Genomic DNA, 22,220 nt, shown 5'->3' with positions numbered 1-22,220 from the left:
GCGAAATTCCCTTTCACCGGCGAGCCGGGCGCGGCTCAGTCGTCCTTGAAGGTCATGATCGACAGCAGCTTGATCGGCACCTGGTTCAATCGCTCCGGGCCGTGGGGGACGTCGCTGTCGAAGGTCAGGCTGTCGCCCGGGCCCATTTCATAGAGGTGGTTGCCGTGGCGATAGACCAGGCTCCCTTCGAGCAGGTGGATGAACTCGGTACCAGGATGGGAAAAGGTGGGGAATTCCTCGCTGGCATCGTCCATGGAGACCAGATAGGCCTCCAGGCTCTTCTTCGGCCCGCGGGAGTGGTTGAGCAGGTGATAGGTGTGTCCCTTGTCGGTCCCCCGGCGCACCACCTCGAGACCTTCGCCCGCCTTGACCAGCAGGGCGTCGCGTTCCTGCTGGTCGTACTGGCTGAACAGCCGCGACAGCGGCAGGCCCAGGGTGTCGCACAGCCGGCCGAGGGTTTCCAGGCTGGTGGAGACCTGGGCGTTCTCGATCTTGCTCAGCATGCCCTGGCTGATACCGGCCATGCGCGCCACCTCGGCAGTCTTCAGACCCTGATCCTGGCGCTGGCGACGAATCTGGATGCCTATGTACTGCTCGATCTTCAGGCGTGGTTCACGACTCGGGGATTCTTGCATCATTTTAGTTTTGGGAATAAAAAATTCGCACCAGTAAAGTGCAGGAAGGAGGGCGGATACGCGCGGGCGTCCGATGGGGCTCCCATCATGCCGGAAAAAATCCCCGCGGGCTGCTGCCGGGATTCTCCTTGGGATCCGCAGGGTTAACTCGCTGACGGGAAGGTTCTGGCATAGCGGTCGGCAAAGCGGACGCGACTTGGCAAAGTCTTTGCTTTCCTGTTGGGAAGAATAAATTCCCATTGGGAATATAGTGGATCTCAGCCAAGGAGCCCGTCATGTTGCCCAGCGAAACCCAGCATCTCATCGACCAGCACGGTATCCGCTACGTGCTGGCCCAGTTCGTCGACATCCATGGTTCCGCCAAGACCAAGTCCGTGCCGGTGGCCGGCCTCGCCGCCGTGGCGGAGGAAGGAGCGGGTTTCGCCGGTTTCGCCATCTGCGGCATGGGCATGGAGCCCCATGGACCCGACTTCATGGCCCGGGGCGATCTCTCCACCCTGATTCCGGTGCCCTGGCAGGCTGGCTACGGGCGGGTGGTGTGCATCGGTCATGTCAACGGCAAGCCCCATCCCTATGACAGCCGCTACGTGCTGCAGCGCCAGGTAGCGCGCCTTGGCGACCGCGGCTGGAGCCTGAACACCGGGCTGGAACCCGAGTTCTTCCTCATGCGCCGCGACGAGGTCGGCAAGCTGTCCCTGGTGGATGGCAGCGACACCCTGGACAAGCCCTGCTACGACTACAAGGGTCTGTCGCGCTCGCGGCTCTTTCTGGAAAAGCTCACCGAAGCCCTGCAGCCGGTCGGTTTCGACATCTATCAGATCGACCACGAGGACGCCAACGGCCAGTTCGAGATCAACTACACCTACAGCGAGGCGCTGGAGTCGGCGGATCGCTTCACCTTCTTCCGTATGGCCGCCGGCGAGATCGCCAACGAACTGGGCATGATCTGTTCCTTCATGCCCAAGCCCGATCCCAAGCGCGCCGGCAACGGCATGCATTTCCACCTGTCGCTGGCCAGCGCCACCAGCCGCAACCTCTTCCACGACGACAGCGATCCGCGCGGCATGGGCCTGTCGCGACTGGCCTACCATTTCCTCGCCGGCCTGCTGGCCCATGGTCCGGCGCTCTGCGCCTTCGCCGCGCCCACGGTGAATTCCTACAAGCGCCTGGTGGTGGGCCGCTCGCTGTCCGGCGCCACCTGGGCGCCGGCCTTCATCGCCTACGGCGCCAACAACCGCTCGGCGATGATAAGGGTGCCCTATGGCCGCCTGGAATTCCGCCTGCCCGATGCCGGCTGCAATCCCTATCTGGTCACCGCCGCCATCATCGCCGCCGGTCTCGACGGCATCGAGCGCGAACTGGACCCGGGCGCGCCCTGCAACGAGAACCTCTACAACCTGAGCCTCGAGGCCATCGCCGCGCGGGGGATCGAGACCCTGCCGCAGAGCCTCAAGGAAGCCTGCGACGCCCTGGACGCCGACCCGCTGTTCCGCGAGATGCTCGGCCCGGAAATCGTCGACGAATTCATCAAGCTGAAGCGCATGGAGTGGGTGGAATATAGCCGCCACGTCTCCGACTGGGAGATCCAGCGCTACACCGAATTCTTCTGATCGCCCCCTCTTTATCGATCGATCTTCGGGCGCCCCCGGTACGCCCCCTGCCTGCGAAGGAGTGACACCCATGTGTGGAATCGTTGGACTCTATCTGAAGAACCCGGCGCTGGAGGCCCAGCTCGGCAGCCTCTTCGAGCCCATGCTCGAAGCCATGACCGACCGAGGTCCGGACAGCGCCGGCTTCGCCATCTACGGTGACGAGGTGGCCGAGGGCTGGGTCAAGCTGACCCTGCAGGCCACCTCCGACGGCTATGACTTCGCCGCCCTGGTCACTGCGTTGCAGCAAAAACTTGATGCCGAGCTGGACTGGTTCCAGAACGCCAGCGCCCTCGTGCTCAAGATCCGCGCGGCGGAAGCCGAGGTCCGCGCCGTGCTGGCCGAGCTGGCGCCTGAGCTACGCATCATGAGCGCCGGGCGCAGCATCGAGATCCTCAAGGGCATGGGCCTGCCCCAGGAGATCGCCAGCCGCTTCGGCCTGGCCGGGATGCAGGGCAGCCACATCATCGGCCACACCCGCATGGCCACCGAGAGCGCCGTGACCCTGGAGGGCAGCCATCCATTTTCCACCGGCGCCGACCTCTGCCTGGTGCACAATGGCTCGCTGTCTAACCATTCGCGGCTGCGCCAGAGCCTCAGGCGTGAGGGCATTGCCTTCGAGACCGAGAACGACACCGAGGTCGCCGCCGGTTACCTGACCTGGCGACTGCGCGAGGGCGACAGCCTCAAGCAGGCACTGGACCGTTCCCTGGAGGATCTGGACGGCTTCTTCACCTTTGCCATCGGCACCCGCAACGGCTTCGCGGTGATCCGCGATCCCATCGCCTGCAAGCCGGCGATCCTCGCCGAAACCGACGACTACGTGGCCATGGCCTCCGAGTACCAGGCGTTGTCGAGCCTGCCCGGCATCGAGCGGGCCAAGGTCTGGGAGCCGGCACCGGCCACCCTGTACGTCTGGGAACGCGAGTTGGCCTGAGGAGCAGCGCAGATGAAAACCTTTGATCTCACCCAAATCGCCGTGCGCGAGCTCAACCAGGCCCTGCACGACGTCGCCCAGACCGCCACCGAGCGCGAGTGGGTGGTCACCCATCCCAATGGCGCCCACAACCTTGCCGTGGGCGTGAACGCTGCCGTGTCCGTGGATATCAACGGGCACGCCGGCTACTACTGCGCGGGCATGAACCAGCATGCCGCCATTACCGTACATGGCAATGTCGGCGTCGGCTGCGCGGAAAACATGATGTCCGGCGCGGTACGGGTCAAGGGCAGCGCTTCCCAGGCCGCCGGCGCCACCGCCCATGGCGGCCTGCTGGTCATCGAAGGCGACGCCGGCGCGCGCTGCGGTATTTCCATGAAGGGCGTCGACATCGTCGTCGGGGGCAGCATCGGCCACATGAGCTGCTTCATGGGCCAGGCCGGGCGCCTGGTGGTCTGCGGCGACGCCGGCGACGCCCTGGGCGATTCGCTGTACGAGACGCGTATCTATGTGAAAGGCCGCGTGGCCTCCCTGGGCTCGGACTGCATCGAGAAGGAGATGCGCGCCGAACACCTGGCCGAGTTGCAGGAACTGCTCGACACCGCCGGCTTCGCCGAGCGTGCCGCCGACTTCAAGCGCTACGGCTCCGCCCGCCAGCTCTACAACTTCAAAGTCGACAACGCCTCGGCCTATTGATCGCGCAGGAGAATCGCCATGACTGACCAGAACACCCCCGTGCTGCGCGAATCGGCCACCTTCGATCGCCTCACCATCCAGGAAATCCAGCGTGCCGCCGAGACCGGCATCTACGACATCCGTGGTGGCGGCACCAAGCGCAAGCTGCCGCATTTCGATGACCTGTTGCTGCTGGGCGCCAGCGTCTCGCGCTACCCGCTGGAGGGTTACCGCGAGAAGTGCGGTACCGACGTGGTGCTCGGTACCCGCTTTGCCAAGAAACCCATCCACCTGAAGATCCCAGTGACCATTGCCGGCATGAGCTTTGGCGCGCTCTCGGCCAATGCCAAGGAAGCCCTCGGCCGCGGTGCCAGTATCGCCGGCACCAGCACCACCACCGGCGACGGCGGCATGACCCCCGAGGAGCGCGGCCAGTCCCAGCACCTGGTCTACCAGTACCTGCCGTCGCGCTACGGCATGAATCCCGACGACCTGCGCAAGGCCGACGCCATCGAGATCGTCCTGGGGCAGGGCGCCAAGCCCGGCGGTGGCGGCATGCTGCTGGGCATGAAGGTCACCGAGCGGGTGGCCGGCATGCGGACCCTGCCCATCGGCGTCGACCAGCGCAGTGCCTGTCGCCATCCCGACTGGACCGGTCCGGATGACCTGGCGATCAAGATCGCCGAGTTGCGCGAGATCACCGACTGGGAAAAGCCCATCTACGTGAAGATTGGCGCCAGTCGGCCCTATTACGACGTCAAGCTGGCGGTCAAGGCCGGCGCCGACGTGGTGGTGCTCGACGGCATGCAGGGCGGCACCGCGGCGACCCAGGAGGTATTCATCGAGCACGTCGGCATTCCCATCCTGCCGGCGATCCCCCAGGCGGTGCAGGCGCTGCAGGAGATGGGCATGCACCGCAAGGTGCAACTGATCGTCTCCGGGGGCATCCGCAATGGCGCCGACGTGGCCAAGGCCATGGCCCTGGGTGCCGATGCCGTGGCCATCGGGACGGCGGCGCTGATCGCCCTGGGCGACAACCATCCGCGGCTGGATGCCGAACTGCGCAAGCTCGGCTCCGCCGCCGGCTACTACGACGACTGGCAGAACGGCCGCGATCCGGCGGGCATCACCACCCAGGACCCGGAACTGGCCAGACGCCTCGACCCGGTGGAAGGCGGTCGTCGGCTGGCCAATTACCTGCGGGTGCTGGTGCTGGAAGCCCAAACCATGGCGCGCGCCTGCGGCAAGTCGCACCTGCACAACCTCGACCCGGAAGACCTGGTGGCCCTGACCATCGAGGCCGCGGCCATGGCGCGGGTGCCGCTGGCGGGTACCAGTTGGGTACCGGGGCAAACCGGGTTCTAGTGGTGTGGTCGTTTCTCTCTGCGACTCGTCCTGAAAGGAGCTGCCTTTTGCTAGCGGTCAGGGTGGCGATAGACCGTAGGTTGGGTTGAGACGGCTCTATCGTCGAAGCCCAACATTGCCGGCCCTCGGGGCGACGTTGGGCTTCGCTGTGCTCAACCCAACCTACGGCCGCTCGCCATGGTGGCGATCGGGCGGTCTGCAACACGTTTCTTCGGCCAGGCAGCCTCGGGCGCCGGGCCGCACGACGACTCACGTTCCCTTTCATCCCTCAGCGAAGGAAGCTCGACATGATCGGTAAAGGCAAGGCGGTTGCGGTTCTGGTGGCAGCCCTCGGGATGCCCGGTATGGCCCTGGCCCAGGAGACCAGGCTCGACAGCGGCGACACGGCCTGGATGATGATCTCCAGCGTGCTGGTGCTGATGATGCTGGTCCCCGGCCTGGCGCTTTTCTATGGCGGCCTGGTGCGGTCGAAGAACCTGCTCTCGATCTTCACCCAGAGCTTTACCGTGGCCGGAGTCATCGGCGTGCTCTGGGTGGTCTATGGCTACAGTCTGTTCGCCGACACCACCGGCATGGTGGCCGGCGAGTTCAACCTCCATAGCCTGATCGGCGGCTTCAAGCACTGGATGCTGCTCGATGTGGTGCGTGACAGCCTGGTGGGCACCATTCCGGAAAGCGTCTTCGCCACCTTCCAGATGACCTTCGCGCTGATCACCCCGATGATCATCGCCGGCTCCTTCGCCGAGCGCATGAAATTCAGCGCCGCCGTGCTGTTCTGTGCCCTCTGGTTCACCTTCTGCTACCTGCCTCTGGCGCACATGGCCTGGAGCGGGCCGGGTGGTCTGCTCTATGACTGGGGCATCCTCGAATTCGCCGGTGGCACCGTGGTGCACATCAATTCCGGCGTTGCCGGGCTGGTGGCCTGTGTGATGCTCGGTCGGCGTCAGGGTTACAGCCTCCAGGCCATGCCGCCGCACAACCTGGGCTTCGCCCTGACCGGCACGGCCCTGCTCTGGGTCGGCTGGTTCGGCTTCAACGTCGGCTCTGCGGTGGCCGCCAGCGCCAGCGCCGGCATGGCCATGCTCACCACCCAGATCGCCGCCTGTGCCGGCATCCTCGGCTGGCTCGCGGTGGAGTGGCTGCGCACCGGCAAGGCCAGCGCCCTCGGTGTCGCCTCCGGCGCCCTGGCCGGCCTGATCGCCATCACCCCGGCCTGCGGCTTCGTCGGTCCGGCCGGGGCCCTCGCCATGGGCTTGCTGACCGGCGCCCTCTGCTACGCGGCGGTGGTCTATCTCAAGCGCACCTTCGGTTACGACGATGCGCTCGACGCCTTCGGGCTGCACGGGATCGGCGGCATCGTCGGTTCGCTGCTGACGGGCGTCTTCGCCAGCAAGAGCCTGGGCGGCTACCAGGACATCGCCATCGCCAGCCAAGTGCTGATCCAGCTCAAGAGCGTCCTCTTCACCGTGCTCTTCTGCGGGGTCATGACCTTCGTGCTGCTCTGCGTCACCCGGGTCCTGACCCGCGGCCTGCGCGTTTGCGAGCAGACCGAAGCTCAGGGCCTGGACCTCTTCCAGCATGGCGAGAAAGCCTACGGCTAAGGCGGCACCGCGCGGCCCGCCAGCCATCGCTGCGGTGGCTGGTTCCGCTCAGCGCTGGGCCCGTGCCTGATCTTGGATTGCGCCTGTTTCGACCCGCGTTCGCCCAGGAACATTCGAGCGAAGCGGGTAGCCACCAGCCTCGACCCCTAGCCCTGCAGATAGACAACCTGGGTGTGGGTGTACTCATAGAGCCCGTGCTTGCCGTCCGCGCCACCGATGCCGGACTTGCGCACCCCGGCGTGGTAGCCCTGCATGGCCTCGAAGTTTTCCCGGTTGATGTAGGTCTCGCCGAAGTCGATCTCGCGCATGGCGTGCATGGCCTTGCCCAGGCTGCGGGTATAGACGGAGGAGGTGAGGCCGTATTCGCAGTCGTTGGCCAGGGCGATGGCTTCGTCGAGTTCGTCCACCACCTGGATCGGCAGCACCGGGCCGAAGATTTCTTCGCGCATGATCGGCATGTCCGCGCGACAGTCCGTCAGCACCGTGGGCTGGAAGTGGAAGCCGCGACCCAGGTCGGCGCGACTGCCACCGGTGACCAGGCGGGCGCCCTGACCGAGGGCGACGTCGACCTTGGCCGCCACCTTGTCCAGGCCGGCGGCGTTGATCAGCGGTCCCATCTCCACGCTGGTGTCGGCCTGGGGGTCGCCATAGCGGGTGGCGGCCATGGCGCGGCCGATGCGCTCGATGAAGTCCTCGGCCACCGCGCGTTCCACATAGACCCGCTCGGCGCAGTTGCACACCTGGCCGGTGTTGATGATGCGCGAGTCACGGATCGCCCGGACCGCCAGGTCCAGGTCGGCATCGGCCAGGACGATGGCCGGCGCCTTGCCGCCCAGCTCCAGGTTGAGCTTGGTCAGATTCGGCGAGGCAGCGGCCATGATCCGCGAGCCGGTGCCGACGCTGCCGGTAAAGCTGACCATGTCGATGCCGGCATGGGCACTGAGCTGGCCCCCCACGGCGCCGGCACCGCTGACCAGGTTGAAGACCCCGGGCGGCAGGTCGGTCTCGGCCACCAGGCGGGCGAATTCATGGGCATTGATCGGGGTTTCTTCGCTGGGCTTGATGACGATGGTGTTGCCGGTGAGCAGCGCCGGCGCCAGCTTGCGCGCGATCAGGAAGAAGGGGAAGTTCCATGGCAGGATGCCGGCCACCACGCCCAGCGGCTTGCGCAGCAGAAAGATCTGCTCGTCGGGTCGGTCGCTGGTGATGATTTCGCCTTCGATGCGCCTTGCCCACTCGGCCATGTAGTCGAGATAGTCGGCGGTAAAATTGACCTCCACCTCGGCCAGGCCATGGACCTTGCCCTGTTCGGCGACAATGGTCCGGGCCAGCCGCGGTGCGTGCTCACGCAGCTTTGCCGCGATGCGCCGCAGGTAGCCGGCGCGCTCGATGGCTGGTTTGCGCGCCCAGGCCTTCTGGGCACGGCGGGCGGCGGCGATGGCCTGGTCGACGTCCTCGCGACTGGACGCCGGTACCCGGGCCAGGGCCTCGCCGGTGGCCGGGTTATGGACGAGAAAGTCCTCGGCGGCCGGCAGGAAGCGGCCATCGATGTAGTTCTGGTAAAGAGGCAGATCGGCCATGGCGGACTCCGGGTCAATAGGTGCGAGAGGGCGCCTGGGGCGCTTCGAGGGGGCGATAGCGGGCCAGGTTGGCCAGCGCCGCCTGGCGGAACAGGCTGATGTCGATGCCGACGGCGACGAACTGGCAACCCCAGTCGCGATAGCGCCGGGCATCGTCTTCCTGGGGCGCCAGGATCCCGGCCACCTTGCCGGCCGCGCGGGTGGCATCGATGGCGGCGCGGATACGTGCCTGCACCTCGGGATGGCCCGGATTGCCGGCATGGCCGAGGCCGCTGGAGAGGTCGGCGGGGCCGACGAAGACGGCGTCCACGCCCTCCACTGCGGCGATCTCGGCGACGTTGTCGCTGCCCAGCCGCGATTCCACCTGGACGATCAGGCACAACTCGGTGTGAGCGTTGTGCAGGTAGTCGGGTACCGCGTCCCAGCGGGTGGCGCGGGCCAGGCCGCCGCCGACGCCGCGGATGCCGTGGGGCGGATAGCGCATGGCGCGCACCAGGGCGCGGGCCTGCTCGGCGGTCTCCACCATGGGCACCATCAGCGTCTGCACGCCGATGTCCAGCAACTGCTTGATCAGCACCGCATCGCCGGTCACGCAACGCACCACCGGCGCCGTGGGGTAGGGCGCCACCGCCTGCAACTGGGCGAGGATGCTTGGCACCGTGTTGGGGGCGTGCTCGCCGTCGATCAGCAGCCAGTCGTAGCCGGTGCCGGCGGCGATCTCGGCGGCATAGCCGGTGGCGAAGCCGGCCCAGAGGCCGTAGAGGGTGTCGCTGCCCGTGAGGCGGGCCTTGAAGGGATTGCGCGGCAGATCCATGACGGTCGTCTCCAGTGGAATCAGGAAGGGGTGTCGGGCAGGCGCACCAGCAGCCCATAGCTCAGGGCACCGGCCACCGCGACCGCGGCGGCGATGCCGAGGGCAAGGCCGAAGGAGCCGGTCTGCTGGACGATCATGCCGGTGATGACCGGGGCGAAGGCGCCGCCGAAGTAGCCACCGAAGTTCTGGATGCTGGCCAGCGAGGCCACCTGGTGCGAGGGCACCGCGACGCTCACCAGCGACCAGGTGCCGGCTACCGCCACGTTGAGGCTGAACAGTGCCAGGCTGAAGCAGAGGATGACGCTGCCGATGCCGGTCACCCCGGCGCTGCACAGGGCGAATAATCCGGCCGCCGCCAGACCGCCGCAGATCGGCAGCTTGCGGCTGAAGGCCAGGCTGCGCCCGCTGCGGGTCAGGCGATCCACCAGCAGGCCACCACCGATCACGCCACAGGCACCGGCCAGGAACGGCAGGCTGGCGACCCAGCCGGCCTGGGACAGGGACAGGTGGTGAACCCGCTCCAGGTAGGCCGGCAGCCAGGTCAGGAACAGCGACAGCATGTAGATGATGCCGACGTAGCCGATCACCACGCCCCAGGTCAGGCGGCGGCGGAACAACCCCAGCCAGTCGGCAAAGGTCAGCCGCTGGCCGGCGTCCTGGGGTGGCAGGCCGGCATCCAGGTGCGCCCGCTCCGCGGCGTCCAGCACCACCTGCACCCGGTCGCGATAGCTCAGGTACCAGAGCGCCGCGACGGCAACGCCGAGCACCCCCATGGCGATGAACATCTGCCGCCAGCCCAGCCACAGCAGTAGCGCAGTGAGGATCGGCTGGGAGATCGCCGGCCCCAGCGAGGACGACAGGTTGAAGATGCCGGAGGGCAGGCCGCGCTCGCGCACGTTGAACCACTCGCTGACCACCTTGGCGCCGGCCGGGAATTGCGGCGCCTCGCCGATGCCCAGGCCGATGCGGGCGAGGATCATCAGGTGCAGGCTGCTGAGCAGCCCGAGCACGCCCTGGGCGAGCGACCAGAGGCAGATGCCCAGGCCCAGGGTCAGGCGCGCACCGAAGCGATCCAGCAGACCGCCGATGGGCAACTGGGCGAAGGCATAGGCCCAGGCGAAGGCCGACAGCAGCAGGCCCATCTCGGTCGGCGTATAGCCCAGCTCGCCGCTGATGGTCTGGTTGGCGATGGCCAGGGTGCTGCGGTCGAGGTAGTTGACGAAGCCGGCCAGTACCAGCAGCGCCAGGGCGATCACCTGGATCCGCTTGAGACGAGCGCTCTTGGGTGGCAGCGGCGTCGCCGCGGGACGTGCATCCGCCACGGGTGCCGCCAGGGTGTCTTGGGTCGCTTTCATCCAGCCCTCCTGGGCAACGCCTCAGTGGCGATAGGGACGTTCCAGGGCGCACTCCGGATTGAGGCGCACGCCGAAGCCGGGCCGATCCAGCGCCGAGGCGCGCATGCGGCCCCGCACCGGGACCGGTTCGTCGAGCAACTGCGGATGGAACATGGGCACCACCTCGTCGGCCTTGGGCGCCATCATCAGGAACTCGGCGAAGGGACTGTTGGTGCGGGTGATGACGAAGTGGTAGCTGTAGACGGAGGAGCCATGGGGCACCACCAGGGCGTTGTGGGCATCGGCCAGCGCCGAGATGCGGATCAGCTCGGTGAGGCCGCCGCACCAGCCGACGTCCGGCTGGAGGATGTCGCAGCAACCCATCTCCAGCAGCAGGCGGAAGCCCCAGCGGGTGGCCTCGTGCTCGCCGGTGGTGACCAGCATGCCCTTCGGCACGTTGCGCCTGAGTTCGGCATAGCCCCAGTAGTCATCCGGCGGCAGCGCCTCCTCGATCCACTTGAGGCCGTACTGCCGGGCGCCCTGGGCCAGGCGGGTGGCGTAGTTGAGGTCCAGGCTCATCCAGCAGTCGAGCATCAGCCAGAAGTCGTCGCCGACCCGCTCGCGCATGGTCGCCAGGGCCTCGAGATTCTTGCGCAGGCCTTCCTCGCCCTCGGCCGGGCCATGCTGCAGCGGCAGCTTGCCGCCGATGAAGCCCATCTCCTTGGCCAGATCCGGACGGGCGCCGGTGGCGTAGAACTGCAATTCGTCGCGCACGGCGCCGCCGAGCAACTGGTGCACCGGTTCCTGGCGCAGCTTGCCGAGCAGGTCCCAGAGCGCGAGATCCACCCCGGAGATGGTGTTGAGCACGATGCCCTTGCGCCCGTAATAGAGGGTGGAGAGGTACATCTGGTCCCAGATTTTTTCCAGGTCGGTGACCTTGGCGCCCTCCAGGAAGCGTGCCAGGTGCCGCTCGACGATGAAGGCACCCAGCTCGCCACCGGTGGTGACGGCGAAGCCCACGGTGCCGTCGCTGGCCTCGACTTCCACCACCAGGGTGCCCAGCACATTGATGCCGAAGCTGCGGCGGCTCTGCCGGTATTCCGGGTACTTGGCCATGGGCGTGGCGATGTGGTCGTCGATCCAGTGGCCGTCGCCCTGGTCGTGATAGTCGGCGCCACCGCCGCGAAGGGTGTAGGCGCGCACCTGCTTGATGGTGGGTAGGGTCATGGCGAAGCTCCCTTAATGACTGGGCGTGAGCTGGGGTTGGGGATCGGCGTGGTCGCGGCGGCGCAGGCCGAGGATCAGGGCGGCGGCCACCAGGGTGGTGCCGGCGAGCAGATAGAGGCCGGCGCCGGGATGGGCGAAGGTCACCTCGGCCCAGCGCTTGGCCAGGGGCGCGATGAAGCCGCCGATGGCGCCACAGGTATTGATGAGGGCGATGCCGCCCGCGGCGGCGCTGCCGCGCAACTGGTCGGACGGAAAGGTCCAGAACAGCGGCTGCACCGCGATGAAGCCGGCGGCGGCGAAGCACAGGGCGAGCAGCGCATAGAGCGGCGAGAAGGTCACCGAGGCGGCGATGCCCAGGCCGGAAATGGCCAGGGTGGCGGCGGCGGTGCGACGGCGTTCGCCGGTGCGATCCGACCAGCTGGGGATTAGCCAGGCGGCGAGCAGGGCGCAGACCCAGGGAATCGCCGAGACCAGGCCGACCAGCAGCCCGACCTTCTGCCCGAGCAGCCCGGCCACCTGGGTCGGCAGGTAGAAGACCACGCCATAGACGCTGGCCTGGATCAGCAGGTAGATGCTGCACAGCAGGAGGATGCGCGGCTGACCGAGCAGGCGCAGCAGTCCGCCCTGATGCGGCTTGGCGGCGTCCTCGGCGTCCAGCGCCTGTTGCAGCGCCTGCTTTTCCGCGTCGCTCAGCCAGCGGGCATCGCGCGGCCGATTGTCCAGGTAGAACCAGGCCCAGACACCGACCAGGCTGGCCAGCACCCCTTCGACCAGGAACATCCACTGCCAGCCCCGCAGACCACCGAGCCCGTCGAATTCCAGCAGCAGGCCCGATAGCGGACTGCCGAAGATGAAGGCCAGGGGCGCGCCGAAGTAGAAGAAGCCCAGTGCCCGGGCGCGATAGCGCGAGGGGAACCAGTAGGTGAGGTAGAGGATGACGCCGGGGAAGAAGCCGGCTTCGGCCACCCCGAGCAGGAAGCGCAGCACATAGAAGGCCGTCGCCGTGTGGGCGAACATCATGGCGGCGGAGATCAGGCCCCAGCTCACCATGATCCGGCACATCCACAGCCGGGCACCGACGCGGTGCATGATCAGATTGCTGGGAATCTCGAGAAAGGCGTAGCCGACGAAGAAGACCCCGGCGCCAAAGGCGAAGGCCGCGTCTGAGATGCCGGTATCGGCCTGAAAGGCGACCTTGGCGAAACCCACGTTGGCCCGGTCGAGAAAGGCCATGACGTACATCAGCAGCAGGAAGGGCAGCAGGCGCCGGGTGACCTTGGCGACCAGCCCCGGTGACAGGGTGGTGTGCATGGCGATCTCTCTTGTTGTTGTGATTCGGCCACGGCTCAAGGTAGTCGCAGTTGCAATGCCTGGATAATCGCTTTTTGTTTAGGACCGATACCCTTAAGGTATCGGTATGCCTCACCCGCCTGGCCAGAGCCGTCGAGCCCGGCTGGACGCCTCCGCTCGCGCCTCCAGGATGCTGCCGATGAACGCTTCCCCCCATGCCCGTGCGCTGTTCGGCCGGCTGCGCTACAAGCACCTGCTGATGCTGGTGACCCTGGCCGGGACCCGCAATCTGCACCGTGCTGCCGAAGCCCTGCACATGTCGCAGCCGGCCACCACGCGCATGCTGCAGGACGTGGAGGAGGCCTTTGGCTGCGTGCTGTTCGAGCGTCAGGCGCGGGGCCTGACGCCCACGGCGCTGGGCGTGGAGATCATCGAATTCGCCCGCCGCGCCCTCAATGGCCTGGATCGCTGCGCCGAAGACCTCGATGCACGTCGCTCCGGCGGTTATGGGCATCTGGCGGTGGGGGCCATCATGGGTGCCTTGCCCGATCTGGTGGTGCGCGCCATCGCCGCGAGCAAGGCGCGCCAACCCGGCCTGCAGTTGCGTATCCTCGGCGACACCAGCGACCAGCTCACCGAACTGCTCGAACAGGAGCGGATCGATGTGGCCATCGCCCGTTTCACCCAGCCGGCCGACCTCGGTCGCTTCACCTTCGAGCCGCTGGGCAACGAGCACCTGGCGGTGGTGGTGCGCACCGGACATCCCCTGACCGATCGCGCGCCACCCGATCTGGCCGAGCTGGTGGCGGACTGGCCCTGGATCCTGCAACCCGAAGCCAGTCCGGCCCGGGTGGCGCTGGAGGCGGCCTTCGCCCGGCGCCAGTTGCCACCCCCGGCCGATGTCATCGAATGCGGCTCGGTGTTCGCCATGCTGCAGCTGGTACAGATCACCGACGCCATCCTGGTGCTGACCGAGGCGGTGGTGCGCGATCACCTGCGTACCGGACTGCTGGTCTCGCTCGACCTGGAAATCACCGAACCCCTGACACCCTTCGGGATCCTGTTGCGCACCGGCCAGGTACCCAGCGCGGCGCTGGAGGGCTTTCTCGGCCTGCTCAGACGCCAGGCCGCGGGCACCCCTGTCTGAGCGCCGCCCTGACGTGCGCCGCCGCCCTTGCATGGCGAGAAATATTTTCGCTGGCCCTGTTGTTTCTTCCCTGATAAATCAGTATCTTAGCGGCCGCTGGTGCAGAGAACCCCGCTGAACAGGTTCTCGCTAGGTACCAGCGGGATGCCGCAAGGCTTCCATGCGCAGCGGTAGTTCAGTCGGTTAGAATACCGGCCTGTCACGCCGGGGGTCGCGGGTTCGAGTCCCGTCCGCTGCGCCACATACCTCTCGCGAGCTCTGCCTCGCGGGTAACGAAAGAAGCGGCCCTCGAGGCCGCTTTTTTTCGTCCTGCATTTTTGTCTCCACGTCTTGCCGCCGGGAAACCCCAACGCTTCGGTAGCCTCCAATGGCTATCATCGATGCGCGGGAGTGGCCATGAAGATCGCCTGTCTGGGTTGGGGTTCATTGATCTGGAAGGCGGCGGAGTTGCCGGTCGCCTCGGATTGGTTCGCCGACGGACCCTGGTTGCCCATCGAATTCGCCCGGGAGGGCGACAGCGGCGAGTTGGCCACGGTCATCTGCGAGGGCGTGGCCGAGGTCCAGGTGCTCTGGTCCTATCTGGCGGTCGACACTCTGGATAAGGCACGCGACGCCTTGCGCGAGCGCGAAGGGGTACCGCGGGAGCAACCCGAGTGTATCGGCAGCTGGCCAAGCGGCCCGCACTCGCCGTTCCAGCAGCGCATCGCCGCCTGGGCGGCGGGGCAGGGTGTCGACGCCGTGGTCTGGACCGCTTTGCCGCCGCGCAGCGGCGGCCTCAATCAGCGCATGCCCACGGCGGAGCAGGCGCTGGACTACCTGCGCAAACTCGACCACGAGCGGCAGGCGCATGCGCGCGACTATATCCGCCGGACGCCGGTAGCCATAGACACCGAATACCGGCGAGTAATAGCCCGGACGTTCAACTGGCCGCCCATGATCGAGGCGCAACCCGATCTGGATGCATCCGCCTGAGGGGCATGCCAGAGCGCTTCGCGAAGTCAAAACCTGCAAGTTTCACCAACTTCTGCATGATTATGCAGTTGAACTGAGGGTTTGTTTTCAGTTGGCAACGCTTCGATGGATTCGGTTACTGCCAGATTACTCGCGAAGATGCCTATCAAGACCTTGTTGGCGCCAATTCTCCGGCTTGGCTTAAGGTTTTCTTAATATTCAAACTTGCCGTCGCAAGAAGTGGCCGCTATTTTTTTAAAAGGATTACGTGTCGCTGGCATCCGAGGCGTCAATCCTTTATCTTCGCCTGCAACTTTCGCTCGCGGGCGAAGTTTCCATTAGCCTTTTTCAGATTGTTGCCAGGAGTGCCCATGTCCCGTCTCGCCGAATTCCGTGCTGCCGAAGAGCAACTTCGTGCCCAACTGCAACTGCTCGAAGATCTCAAGCAAGACAGTTCCCTGCAGAAAGAAATCGAATTCGAAAGTAGGCTCCAGGCCCTGATGGATGAATATCACATGAACCTGGGCGATATCATCGGCATTCTGGATCCCAATGCTGCCCCCAAGCACAAGGCGCAGACGCCGCATCCGGAAAAGCCGGCTGGCAAGCGTCGTCCGCGCAGCACCAAGCGTTATCAGCATCCCAAGACCGGCGAAATCATCGAGACCAAGGGCGGCAACCACAAGTTGCTCAAAGCCTGGAAAGCCGAACACGGCGCCGATACCGTGGAAGGCTGGTTGCAGTAACGTCTTGCCCGGGTTGCGGTCGGTAGCTGCGCAAGGCAGATCTACCGACCGGAATCCTTTTCCGACCGCTGCAACCTCAGCGCCGCCCGTTATTTCGCCACGTTCAAGTTCATACCGGCGGGATGGTTTTCCAGACGCCTATCAAACTGCGGCGATCAGCGCATTCATCATATCTTTTAATCACCCCCGCGCGTTTAAGAGCAGCCAAAGCCCGCCTGACTTAGGTCGACGGCCAAGGACAGTGCGATAACGGGGAAGGCGGCCTCTTTCCGCACTCGGTAAGCGGTATTCAGCCCAGGGCGGCTAACCTTCGATGCGCAGGCGATAACCCACGCCGGGTTCGGTCACGATATAGCGCGGCGCCAGCGGATCATCCGCCAGCTTCTGCCGGAGATGACCAATCACGATGCGCAGATAATGACTGTCCTGCGCATGGGTCGGGCCCCAGATATCGATCAGCAATTGCCGCTGGGTCACCACCCGTCCCGGATGGTGGGCGAGGGCGGCCAGCACGGCGTACTCCTTGCGCGTCAGGGCCACTTCGCTGCCACCCAGAACGACCCGACGATAGGCGAAATCCACTTTCAGATCGCCAACCTCCAGCGCCGCGACCTGCTGGGTCGCCGTGGTCGGGGTCTGCCGCAGCAGGGCGCGACTGCGGGCCAGGAATTCCTGGATACCGAAGGGCTTAGTCACGTAGTCGTTGGCGCCGGCATCCAGGGCGCGGACCTTCTCGCGCTCGTCCGCCCGCACCGACAGCACCAGCACCGGCACCGCGGACCATTCGCGCAGGTCGACCAGCACCTCCTGGCCATCGCGATCGGGGAGGCCCAGGTCGAGGATGACCAGGTCCGGCTGGCTCAGCGCCGCCTGGGCCAGGCCCTCGGTGCCGGTGGCGGCTTCGCTGACCTGGTAGCCCTGGGCCGCGAGGCTGATGCGCAGGAATTTGCGGATCTGGGGTTCGTCGTCGATGACGAGGACGTGAGCGGGCATCTGAGCGGGTTCCACACGAGAAGGCGTCATCATAGCCGCTGCGATTGCCGGGTGGCCTGGCCTTATTCGGCCGGAGGAGCGGGCAGTGGCAGGTGCATGCGCAGCGTGGTGCCGCGACCATCGAGGCCGTCTTCCACGCTGACTCGTCCGCCATGGGCGCCGACCATGCCCTGGCAGATCGCCAGCCCCAGACCGGTTCCCTGCCCACCCCGGTCGCCGCGGGCGGCGGTATAGAACATGTCGAAGATCCGCGTGCGATCCTCGGGCGGAATGCCCGGGCCTTCGTCGGCCACGGCCAGCTGCAGTTCATTGCCCTGGCGCAGCACGCTGATTTCCAGCCGGCCGCCGGGTGCGGAGAAGCGGATGGCGTTCTCCAGCACATTGACCAGCGCCTGTTCGATCAGCGCCGGATGAACCCAGAGCAGCGGCAGGCCCGGCTCGATCCGGGTGGCTACCTGCAATCCGCTCAGCAGCGGCTGCAGGCGCTGCATGGCGCTGGCGAGGATGTCGCCGGGGTCGACCCAGTCCCGCGCCAGCTGCAGGCTGCCATGGCCCAGGCGGGTCATGTCGAGCAGATTCTGGATATAACGATCGAGGCGTTCGGCCTCCTGGCGGGTGGCGTCCAGCAACTCCTGGCGATCGCTGGCCGGAATCGCGTCGCCCAGGGTCGCCAGGGCATCGATGGAGCCGCGCATCACCGTCAGCGGCGTGCGCAGGTCATGGGACACCGAGGCGAGCAGGGCGCTGCGCAGCTGTTCGGTCTCGCCATGCAGGCGCGCGGCTTCGAGATCCTCGCTGAGGCGCACCCGTGCCAGGGCCTGGGCCAGCGGCTGCGCCAGGCTGGCCAGCTGGCGCCGCTCGGCGTGGTCCAGGGGCTGGGCATCGTCACGCCGTACGCCCAATACGGCCAGGCTGCCGCCCTCGCCGAGCAGCGGCCACCACCACCAGCCACCGGAGGGCAGGGTGTCGGTGCCGCAGCCGGCCGGCTTTTCCTGCTTCCAGGCCCATTCGGCGGCGATGCGTTCGTGGTCGGCCAGGAGCAGGTCGCCCGGTTGGGGCACCAGTTGCCCCGCCTTTTCCGGCAGCAGCAGGCAGATGTGGCGCGTCGCATCCCCTAATTGCTTGAGGGTGACGCTGACCACCGCCTGGCGATCGCTGGCGGCGCTCAGCTGGCGGGTGAAGTCCAGCAGCGCCAGGGTCTCGCGCTGGGTGCGGCGCAGTGCCTGCAGCTGGCGCCGCTGGCGGGCGGCCAAGTCACCGGTGAGCAGGGCCATCAGCAGGAAGAAGGCCAGGGTGAGAACGTCCTGCTCGCGGTTGATGGTCAGCGAGAAGGCCGGCGGGATAAACAGGAAATCGTAGGCGAGAAAGCCCAGCAGGGCACAGAACAGCGCCGGACCGCGGCTGCTGCGTACCGCCACCAGCAGGACGGCGGCAAGAAAGATCAGCGAGATATTGGGCAGTTCCAGCAGCCCGGACAGGCCCTCGGCGATGACCGCGGCCACGGCGGTGGCCAGGACGGCGGCGCCATAGGGACCGGGCCTGAGCGCCCGGCGTGGCCGGGCGGCGGGCGGCGCGTCGCGATCCAGATCAAGGATGGCGATCTCCAGCCCCTGGGCCAGGCGCAGCAGGCGACTGGCCAGACGGCGTCGCAGGCTGAAGCCGCGCGGGCGGCCGCGACCGATCAGCAGCACGCTGGCGCGCTGGTCGCGGGCATGGCGGACCAGGGCGCGGGCCGGATCGCTGTCTCTCAGGGTCAGCACCTCACCCCCCAGGCGTTCGGCCAGGCGTTGACTGGCCTGGAGGTTGGCGCGGGCGGTATCGTCCAGCGGCTGGCCGGTATCGACATGGACCAGGGTCCAGGGCAGGTGGCGCTGGTCGGCGAGGCGGCTGGCATGGCGCACTAGGCGCTCCGCCGAAGGCGCGGTGCCGGCGCCGACGATGAGGCGCCCCAGCAGTGGTGGCGCGGCCTGGCCCTGCTGGCGGTATCTCAGGGCGAGCGCCGAGTCCACCTGGGCCGCGGCGGTGCGCATGGCCAGTTCGCGCAGGGCGGTCAGATTGGTCTGGCTGAAAAAGGCATCGATGGCCGCGCGCGCCTGCTCGGGCACATAGACCTTGCCCTCGCGCAGCCGCTCCAGCAACTCCCGGGGTGGCAGGTCGATGAGCACCAGGTCATCGGCGTCGAGCAGCACCTGGTCGGGCACCGTCTCGCGCACCTGGACGCCGGTGATGTCGCGTACCTCGTCGTTGAGACTTTCCAGGTGCTGAACGTTGACCGTGGTATAGACGTGGATGCCGGCGGCAAGCAGGTCTTCGACATCCTGCCAGCGCTTGGCATGGCGACTGCCGGGGGCGTTGCTGTGGGCGAGTTCGTCGACCAGCACCAGTTCCGGCGGGTCGGCCAGCAGGCCTTCCAGATCCAGTTCGGTAAGCTTGAGGCCGCGGTGCTCGACCCGCCGCAACGGCTGCTGTGGCAAGCCGGCGAGGAGGGCAGCGGTCTCCCTCCGCCCATGGGTTTCGACGATCCCGGCGCGCACCCGGCGGCCCTGGCGCAGGGCGGTCTGTGCCGCCTGCAGCATGGCGTAGGTCTTGCCTACGCCAGGCGCCGCCCCCAGGAAGACCTTGAGGCGTCCACGGCCTTCGCGGTGTTCGGCGAGCAGCGCCTCGGCGCGCCCGGTGCTGTCGGTCATGGAGCCAGTTCCGCCAGGGCCAGATTGAGAAGCAGGACATTAACCGTTGCCGGGCCGAAGCGCGAGGTGTGCGTCTGCTCGCTCACCAGGGCGTCCAGCCGCTCCGGTGGGAGACCTCGCGCGGCGGCGATACGGGCGATCTGATAGCGGGCGCCGGCCGGGGTGAGGTCCGGATCGAGGCCGCTGGCGGAGGTGGTCACCAGTTCCTGGGGCACCGGGCCCTGGTCGGCCACCTGCACGTCGGGCAGCGCCTTCTCGATCCGTTCGCGCAGCCCCGGCGCCGATTGGGCCAGGTTGCTGGCGCTGCTGGAGACGGTGGCGTAGTCGCCTGCCGAGGGGCGCGGCTGGAACCACTCGGGGCCGGTGAATTTCTGGGCGATCAGGCGTGAGCCGACCACGCTGCCGTTGGCGCGGTGGAGCAGGCTGCCGCCCGCCTGGTCGGCGAACAGCGCCTGGCCGAGCACCGTCACCAGCAGCGGGTAGGCGCCCCCGGTCAGGGCGCCGAGCAGCAGCAGCATCAACACGGCGGAACGCAATTGTATGAGCATGGCGGTTTCCTCAGACCAGACCCAGGGCGCCGAGCGCCAGGTCGATAGCTTTGATGCCGACGAAGGGCACGACGATGCCGCCCAGGCCATAGATCAGCAGGTTGCGGCGCAACAGGGCGGCGGCGCTGGCGGCCTTGACCCGCACCCCGCGCAGCGCCAGGGGAATTAGCGCGACGATGATCAAGGCGTTGAACACGATGGCCGAGAGGATGGCGCTCTGCGGGCTGGCCAGGTGCATCACGTTGAGCACGTTCAGCTGCGGATAGATGCCGGCGAACAGCGCGGGCAGGATGGCGAAGTACTTGGCCACGTCGTTGGCCACCGAGAAGGTGGTCAGGGCGCCGCGGGTCACCAGCAGTTCCTTGCCCACCTGCACCACGTCGAGCAGCTTGGTGGGGTCCGAATCCAGATCCACCAAGTTGGCGGCCTCGCGGGCGGCCTGGGTGCCGTCGTTCATCGCCATGCCCACATCGGCCTGGGCCAGGGCCGGGGCGTCGTTGGCGCCGTCGCCGCACATGGCCACCAGCTTGCCCTCGGCCTGTTCGCTGCGGATGCGCTCCAGCTTCTTCTCCGGGGTGGCTTCGGCGATGACATCGTCCACCCCGGCCTCGGCGGCGATGGCGGTGGCGGTCAGGGGATTGTCGCCGGTCACCATCACGGTGCGGATGCCCAGGGTGCGCAACTCGGCGAAGCGCTCGCGGATGCCCGGCTTGACCACGTCCTTGAGGTGGATGGCGCCCAGCAGCCGGCCTTCGCCGCAGACCAGCAGCGGGGTGCCGCCGCTCTTGGCGATGGTCTCGATCTCCCGGGCCAGCACCTCCGGCAGGTCGGCGCGGGTCTGGCCGAGAAACATCAGCACGGCGTCCACCGCACCCTTGCGATACGCGCGGCCCTGCCAGTCGATACCCGACAGGCGCGTCTCGGCGCTGAAGGGAATGGCCGCGACCTGGGCCCGCGGCGGCTCTTCCAGCGGGTGCAGGTTGCGCAGGTATTCCACCACCGAACGGCCTTCCGGGGTCTCGTCGGCCAGCGAGGCATAGAGGGCGCCCTCGGCCAGGGCCTTGGGGGTAATGCCCTGGGCCGCGTACAGGGCGCTGCAGCGGCGGTTGCCGAAGGTGATGGTCCCGGTCTTGTCCAGCAGCAGGGTATGGACGTCACCGGCGGCTTCCACGGCGCGCCCCGAGGTGGCGATCACGTTCAGCCGCACCAGGCGATCCATGCCGGCGATGCCAATGGCCGAGAGCAGGCCGCCGATGGTGGTGGGGATCAGGGTTACCAGCAGCGCCACCAGGAACAGCAGCGGCAGCTCGCCACCGGCCAGGGCGGCGAAGGGCTGCAGGGTCACCACCACCAGCAGGAAGATCAGCGTCAGGCCGATCAGCAGGATGTCCAGGGCGACCTCGTTGGGGGTCTTCTGGCGCTTGGCGCCTTCCACCAGGGCGATCATGCGGTCCAGGGTCGATTCGCCGGGGTTGGCGGTGATGCGCACCCGGATCCAGTCCGACACCACCCGGGTGTTGCCGGTGACCGCCGAGCGATCGCCGCCGGATTCGCGGATCACCGGGGCCGATTCCCCGGTGATGGCCGCTTCGTTGACCGCGGCCACGCCTTCGATGATCTCGCCGTCACCGGGGATCAGCTCGCCGGCTTCCACCTGCACGATCTGGCCCTTGCGCAACGAGCTGGCCGGCACCATGCGCTGCTCGCCGTTTTCCTCCAGGCGCGCGGCGAGGTTCTGGCCGATGCCCTTGAGGCTGTCGGCGCGCGCCTTGCCACGCCCCTCGGCGAGGGCTTCGGCGAAGTTGGCGAACAGCAGGGTGAACCACAGCCAGAGGGTGATCTGCACCGCCACCCCGGTGCTCACGCCATTGTTGGGCGCCAGGCACAGCAGGGTGGAGAACAGCGCGGTGATCTCCACCACGAACATCACCGGCGAGCGGATCTGCTGGCGCGGGTCGAGCTTGACGAAGGCCTGCCGCAGCGCCTGGCGCCACAGGGTGCCAGGGGTAGGAGTGGGCAGGGTGTGGGTCTGGGCATCCAT

At 67.1% G+C, this 22,220-nt stretch carries 18 protein-coding genes and 1 tRNA gene; 9 read left to right on the top strand and 10 right to left on the bottom strand.

The window, feature by feature from the left end; genetic code table 11:
• Positions 1-35 precede the first annotated feature (35 nt).
• Complete coding sequence (locus QE444_RS15155; protein WP_187981360.1) at positions 36-635, bottom strand: helix-turn-helix domain-containing protein; 600 nt, start codon at positions 633-635, stop codon at positions 36-38.
• A gap of 275 nt (positions 636-910) precedes the next feature.
• Between QE444_RS15155 and glnT the strand changes: the two genes are divergently transcribed.
• The 5 genes from glnT (at position 911) to QE444_RS15130 (ending at position 6,862) form a co-directional block, all read left to right on the top strand.
• Complete coding sequence (gene glnT, locus QE444_RS15150) at positions 911-2,245, top strand: type III glutamate--ammonia ligase (RefSeq protein ID WP_187979400.1); 1,335 nt, start codon at positions 911-913, stop codon at positions 2,243-2,245.
• A gap of 70 nt (positions 2,246-2,315) precedes the next feature.
• Positions 2,316-3,221: a glutamine amidotransferase family protein gene (locus QE444_RS15145; protein ID WP_280307577.1), complete on the top strand. Its 906-nt coding sequence runs from the start codon at positions 2,316-2,318 to the stop codon at positions 3,219-3,221.
• 12 nt (positions 3,222-3,233) lie between these two features.
• Positions 3,234-3,917, top strand: coding sequence for a protein glxC (locus tag QE444_RS15140; protein ID WP_187979398.1), 684 nt, complete (start codon positions 3,234-3,236; stop codon positions 3,915-3,917).
• Between the two features lie 18 nt (positions 3,918-3,935).
• Positions 3,936-5,261, top strand: coding sequence for an FMN-binding glutamate synthase family protein (locus QE444_RS15135; protein WP_187979397.1), 1,326 nt, complete (start codon positions 3,936-3,938; stop codon positions 5,259-5,261).
• A gap of 287 nt (positions 5,262-5,548) precedes the next feature.
• The gene (locus tag QE444_RS15130) at positions 5,549-6,862 is read left to right on the top strand and encodes an ammonium transporter (RefSeq protein ID WP_280307575.1); all 1,314 of its coding nucleotides are present in this window, start codon (positions 5,549-5,551) and stop codon (positions 6,860-6,862) included.
• A 146-nt stretch (positions 6,863-7,008) separates the two neighbouring features.
• Here QE444_RS15130 and aldA read toward each other — a convergent pair whose 3' ends face one another.
• From aldA to QE444_RS15105, 5 genes are read right to left on the bottom strand one after another with little or no spacing between them, the layout of a single operon-like run.
• Complete coding sequence (gene aldA / locus QE444_RS15125) at positions 7,009-8,442, bottom strand: aldehyde dehydrogenase (protein ID WP_280307574.1); 1,434 nt, start codon at positions 8,440-8,442, stop codon at positions 7,009-7,011.
• A gap of 13 nt (positions 8,443-8,455) precedes the next feature.
• Positions 8,456-9,256 (bottom strand): aldolase/citrate lyase family protein, encoded by an 801-nt coding sequence (locus tag QE444_RS15120; protein WP_133860683.1) that lies wholly within the window; start codon positions 9,254-9,256, stop codon positions 8,456-8,458.
• Positions 9,257-9,276: 20 nt separating this feature from the next.
• Positions 9,277-10,611 (bottom strand): MFS transporter, encoded by a 1,335-nt coding sequence (locus QE444_RS15115; protein ID WP_187979394.1) that lies wholly within the window; start codon positions 10,609-10,611, stop codon positions 9,277-9,279.
• 21 nt (positions 10,612-10,632) lie between these two features.
• Positions 10,633-11,817, bottom strand: a complete 1,185-nt coding sequence (gene rhmD / locus QE444_RS15110; protein WP_187979393.1) for an L-rhamnonate dehydratase — start codon at positions 11,815-11,817, stop codon at positions 10,633-10,635.
• Positions 11,818-11,829: 12 nt separating this feature from the next.
• Positions 11,830-13,128, bottom strand: coding sequence for an MFS transporter (locus QE444_RS15105; RefSeq protein ID WP_187979392.1), 1,299 nt, complete (start codon positions 13,126-13,128; stop codon positions 11,830-11,832).
• A 178-nt stretch (positions 13,129-13,306) separates the two neighbouring features.
• On the opposite strand from QE444_RS15105, the gene QE444_RS15100 reads away from it, so the two are divergent.
• The 4 genes from QE444_RS15100 (at position 13,307) to QE444_RS15085 (ending at position 15,951) form a co-directional block, all read left to right on the top strand.
• Positions 13,307-14,254: a LysR family transcriptional regulator gene (locus QE444_RS15100; protein WP_133860679.1), complete on the top strand. Its 948-nt coding sequence runs from the start codon at positions 13,307-13,309 to the stop codon at positions 14,252-14,254.
• A gap of 164 nt (positions 14,255-14,418) precedes the next feature.
• Positions 14,419-14,495: transfer RNA gene (locus tag QE444_RS15095), tRNA-Asp, on the top strand.
• A 155-nt stretch (positions 14,496-14,650) separates the two neighbouring features.
• Positions 14,651-15,226, top strand: coding sequence for a hypothetical protein (locus QE444_RS15090; RefSeq protein WP_187979391.1), 576 nt, complete (start codon positions 14,651-14,653; stop codon positions 15,224-15,226).
• Positions 15,227-15,576: 350 nt separating this feature from the next.
• Positions 15,577-15,951 (top strand): histone-like nucleoid-structuring protein, MvaT/MvaU family, encoded by a 375-nt coding sequence (locus tag QE444_RS15085; RefSeq protein ID WP_208691363.1) that lies wholly within the window; start codon positions 15,577-15,579, stop codon positions 15,949-15,951.
• 303 nt (positions 15,952-16,254) lie between these two features.
• Here QE444_RS15085 and QE444_RS15080 read toward each other — a convergent pair whose 3' ends face one another.
• The 4 genes from QE444_RS15080 to kdpB all read right to left on the bottom strand — a co-directional run bounded on the left by QE444_RS15080 (position 16,255) and on the right by kdpB (position 22,220).
• Positions 16,255-16,944 carry a response regulator gene (locus tag QE444_RS15080; protein WP_208691362.1) on the bottom strand — a complete coding sequence of 230 codons (690 nt, stop codon included), beginning with the start codon at positions 16,942-16,944 and terminating at the stop codon, positions 16,255-16,257.
• Between the two features lie 62 nt (positions 16,945-17,006).
• The gene (locus QE444_RS15075) at positions 17,007-19,631 is read right to left on the bottom strand and encodes a sensor histidine kinase KdpD (protein WP_285389008.1); all 2,625 of its coding nucleotides are present in this window, start codon (positions 19,629-19,631) and stop codon (positions 17,007-17,009) included.
• Positions 19,628-20,179, bottom strand: coding sequence for a potassium-transporting ATPase subunit KdpC (gene kdpC / locus QE444_RS15070; protein ID WP_273862044.1), 552 nt, complete (start codon positions 20,177-20,179; stop codon positions 19,628-19,630). Before kdpC ends, QE444_RS15075 begins: the two co-directional genes overlap by 4 nt.
• 10 nt (positions 20,180-20,189) lie before the next feature.
• Positions 20,190-22,220: a potassium-transporting ATPase subunit KdpB gene (kdpB, locus tag QE444_RS15065; RefSeq protein ID WP_273862043.1), complete on the bottom strand. Its 2,031-nt coding sequence runs from the start codon at positions 22,218-22,220 to the stop codon at positions 20,190-20,192.

Origin of the sequence: Pseudomonas sp. SORGH_AS_0199 (assembly GCF_031453735.1) — a bacterium.
Taxonomy (GTDB): Bacteria; Pseudomonadota; Gammaproteobacteria; order Pseudomonadales; family Pseudomonadaceae; genus Chryseomonas; species Chryseomonas aestiva.
This window is presented reverse-complemented; position numbering and strand designations above follow the sequence as displayed.

What these genes read in the sequence shown, in the direction of transcription:
- QE444_RS15155 (WP_187981360.1), bottom strand. Translation starts at nt 635, where the DNA reads ATGCAAGAATCCCCGAGTCGTGAACCACGCCTGAAGATCGAGCAGTAC.
- glnT (WP_187979400.1), top strand. Translation starts at nt 911, where the DNA reads ATGTTGCCCAGCGAAACCCAGCATCTCATCGACCAGCACGGTATCCGC.
- QE444_RS15145 (WP_280307577.1), top strand. Translation starts at nt 2,316, where the DNA reads ATGTGTGGAATCGTTGGACTCTATCTGAAGAACCCGGCGCTGGAGGCC.
- QE444_RS15140 (WP_187979398.1), top strand. Translation starts at nt 3,234, where the DNA reads ATGAAAACCTTTGATCTCACCCAAATCGCCGTGCGCGAGCTCAACCAG.
- QE444_RS15135 (WP_187979397.1), top strand. Translation starts at nt 3,936, where the DNA reads ATGACTGACCAGAACACCCCCGTGCTGCGCGAATCGGCCACCTTCGAT.
- QE444_RS15130 (WP_280307575.1), top strand. Translation starts at nt 5,549, where the DNA reads ATGATCGGTAAAGGCAAGGCGGTTGCGGTTCTGGTGGCAGCCCTCGGG.
- aldA (WP_280307574.1), bottom strand. Translation starts at nt 8,442, where the DNA reads ATGGCCGATCTGCCTCTTTACCAGAACTACATCGATGGCCGCTTCCTG.
- QE444_RS15120 (WP_133860683.1), bottom strand. Translation starts at nt 9,256, where the DNA reads ATGGATCTGCCGCGCAATCCCTTCAAGGCCCGCCTCACGGGCAGCGAC.
- QE444_RS15115 (WP_187979394.1), bottom strand. Translation starts at nt 10,611, where the DNA reads ATGAAAGCGACCCAAGACACCCTGGCGGCACCCGTGGCGGATGCACGT.
- rhmD (WP_187979393.1), bottom strand. Translation starts at nt 11,817, where the DNA reads ATGACCCTACCCACCATCAAGCAGGTGCGCGCCTACACCCTTCGCGGC.
- QE444_RS15105 (WP_187979392.1), bottom strand. Translation starts at nt 13,128, where the DNA reads ATGCACACCACCCTGTCACCGGGGCTGGTCGCCAAGGTCACCCGGCGC.
- QE444_RS15100 (WP_133860679.1), top strand. Translation starts at nt 13,307, where the DNA reads ATGAACGCTTCCCCCCATGCCCGTGCGCTGTTCGGCCGGCTGCGCTAC.
- QE444_RS15090 (WP_187979391.1), top strand. Translation starts at nt 14,651, where the DNA reads ATGAAGATCGCCTGTCTGGGTTGGGGTTCATTGATCTGGAAGGCGGCG.
- QE444_RS15085 (WP_208691363.1), top strand. Translation starts at nt 15,577, where the DNA reads ATGTCCCGTCTCGCCGAATTCCGTGCTGCCGAAGAGCAACTTCGTGCC.
- QE444_RS15080 (WP_208691362.1), bottom strand. Translation starts at nt 16,944, where the DNA reads ATGCCCGCTCACGTCCTCGTCATCGACGACGAACCCCAGATCCGCAAA.
- QE444_RS15075 (WP_285389008.1), bottom strand. Translation starts at nt 19,631, where the DNA reads ATGACCGACAGCACCGGGCGCGCCGAGGCGCTGCTCGCCGAACACCGC.
- kdpC (WP_273862044.1), bottom strand. Translation starts at nt 20,179, where the DNA reads ATGCTCATACAATTGCGTTCCGCCGTGTTGATGCTGCTGCTGCTCGGC.
- kdpB (WP_273862043.1), bottom strand. Translation starts at nt 22,220, where the DNA reads ATGGATGCCCAGACCCACACCCTGCCCACTCCTACCCCTGGCACCCTG.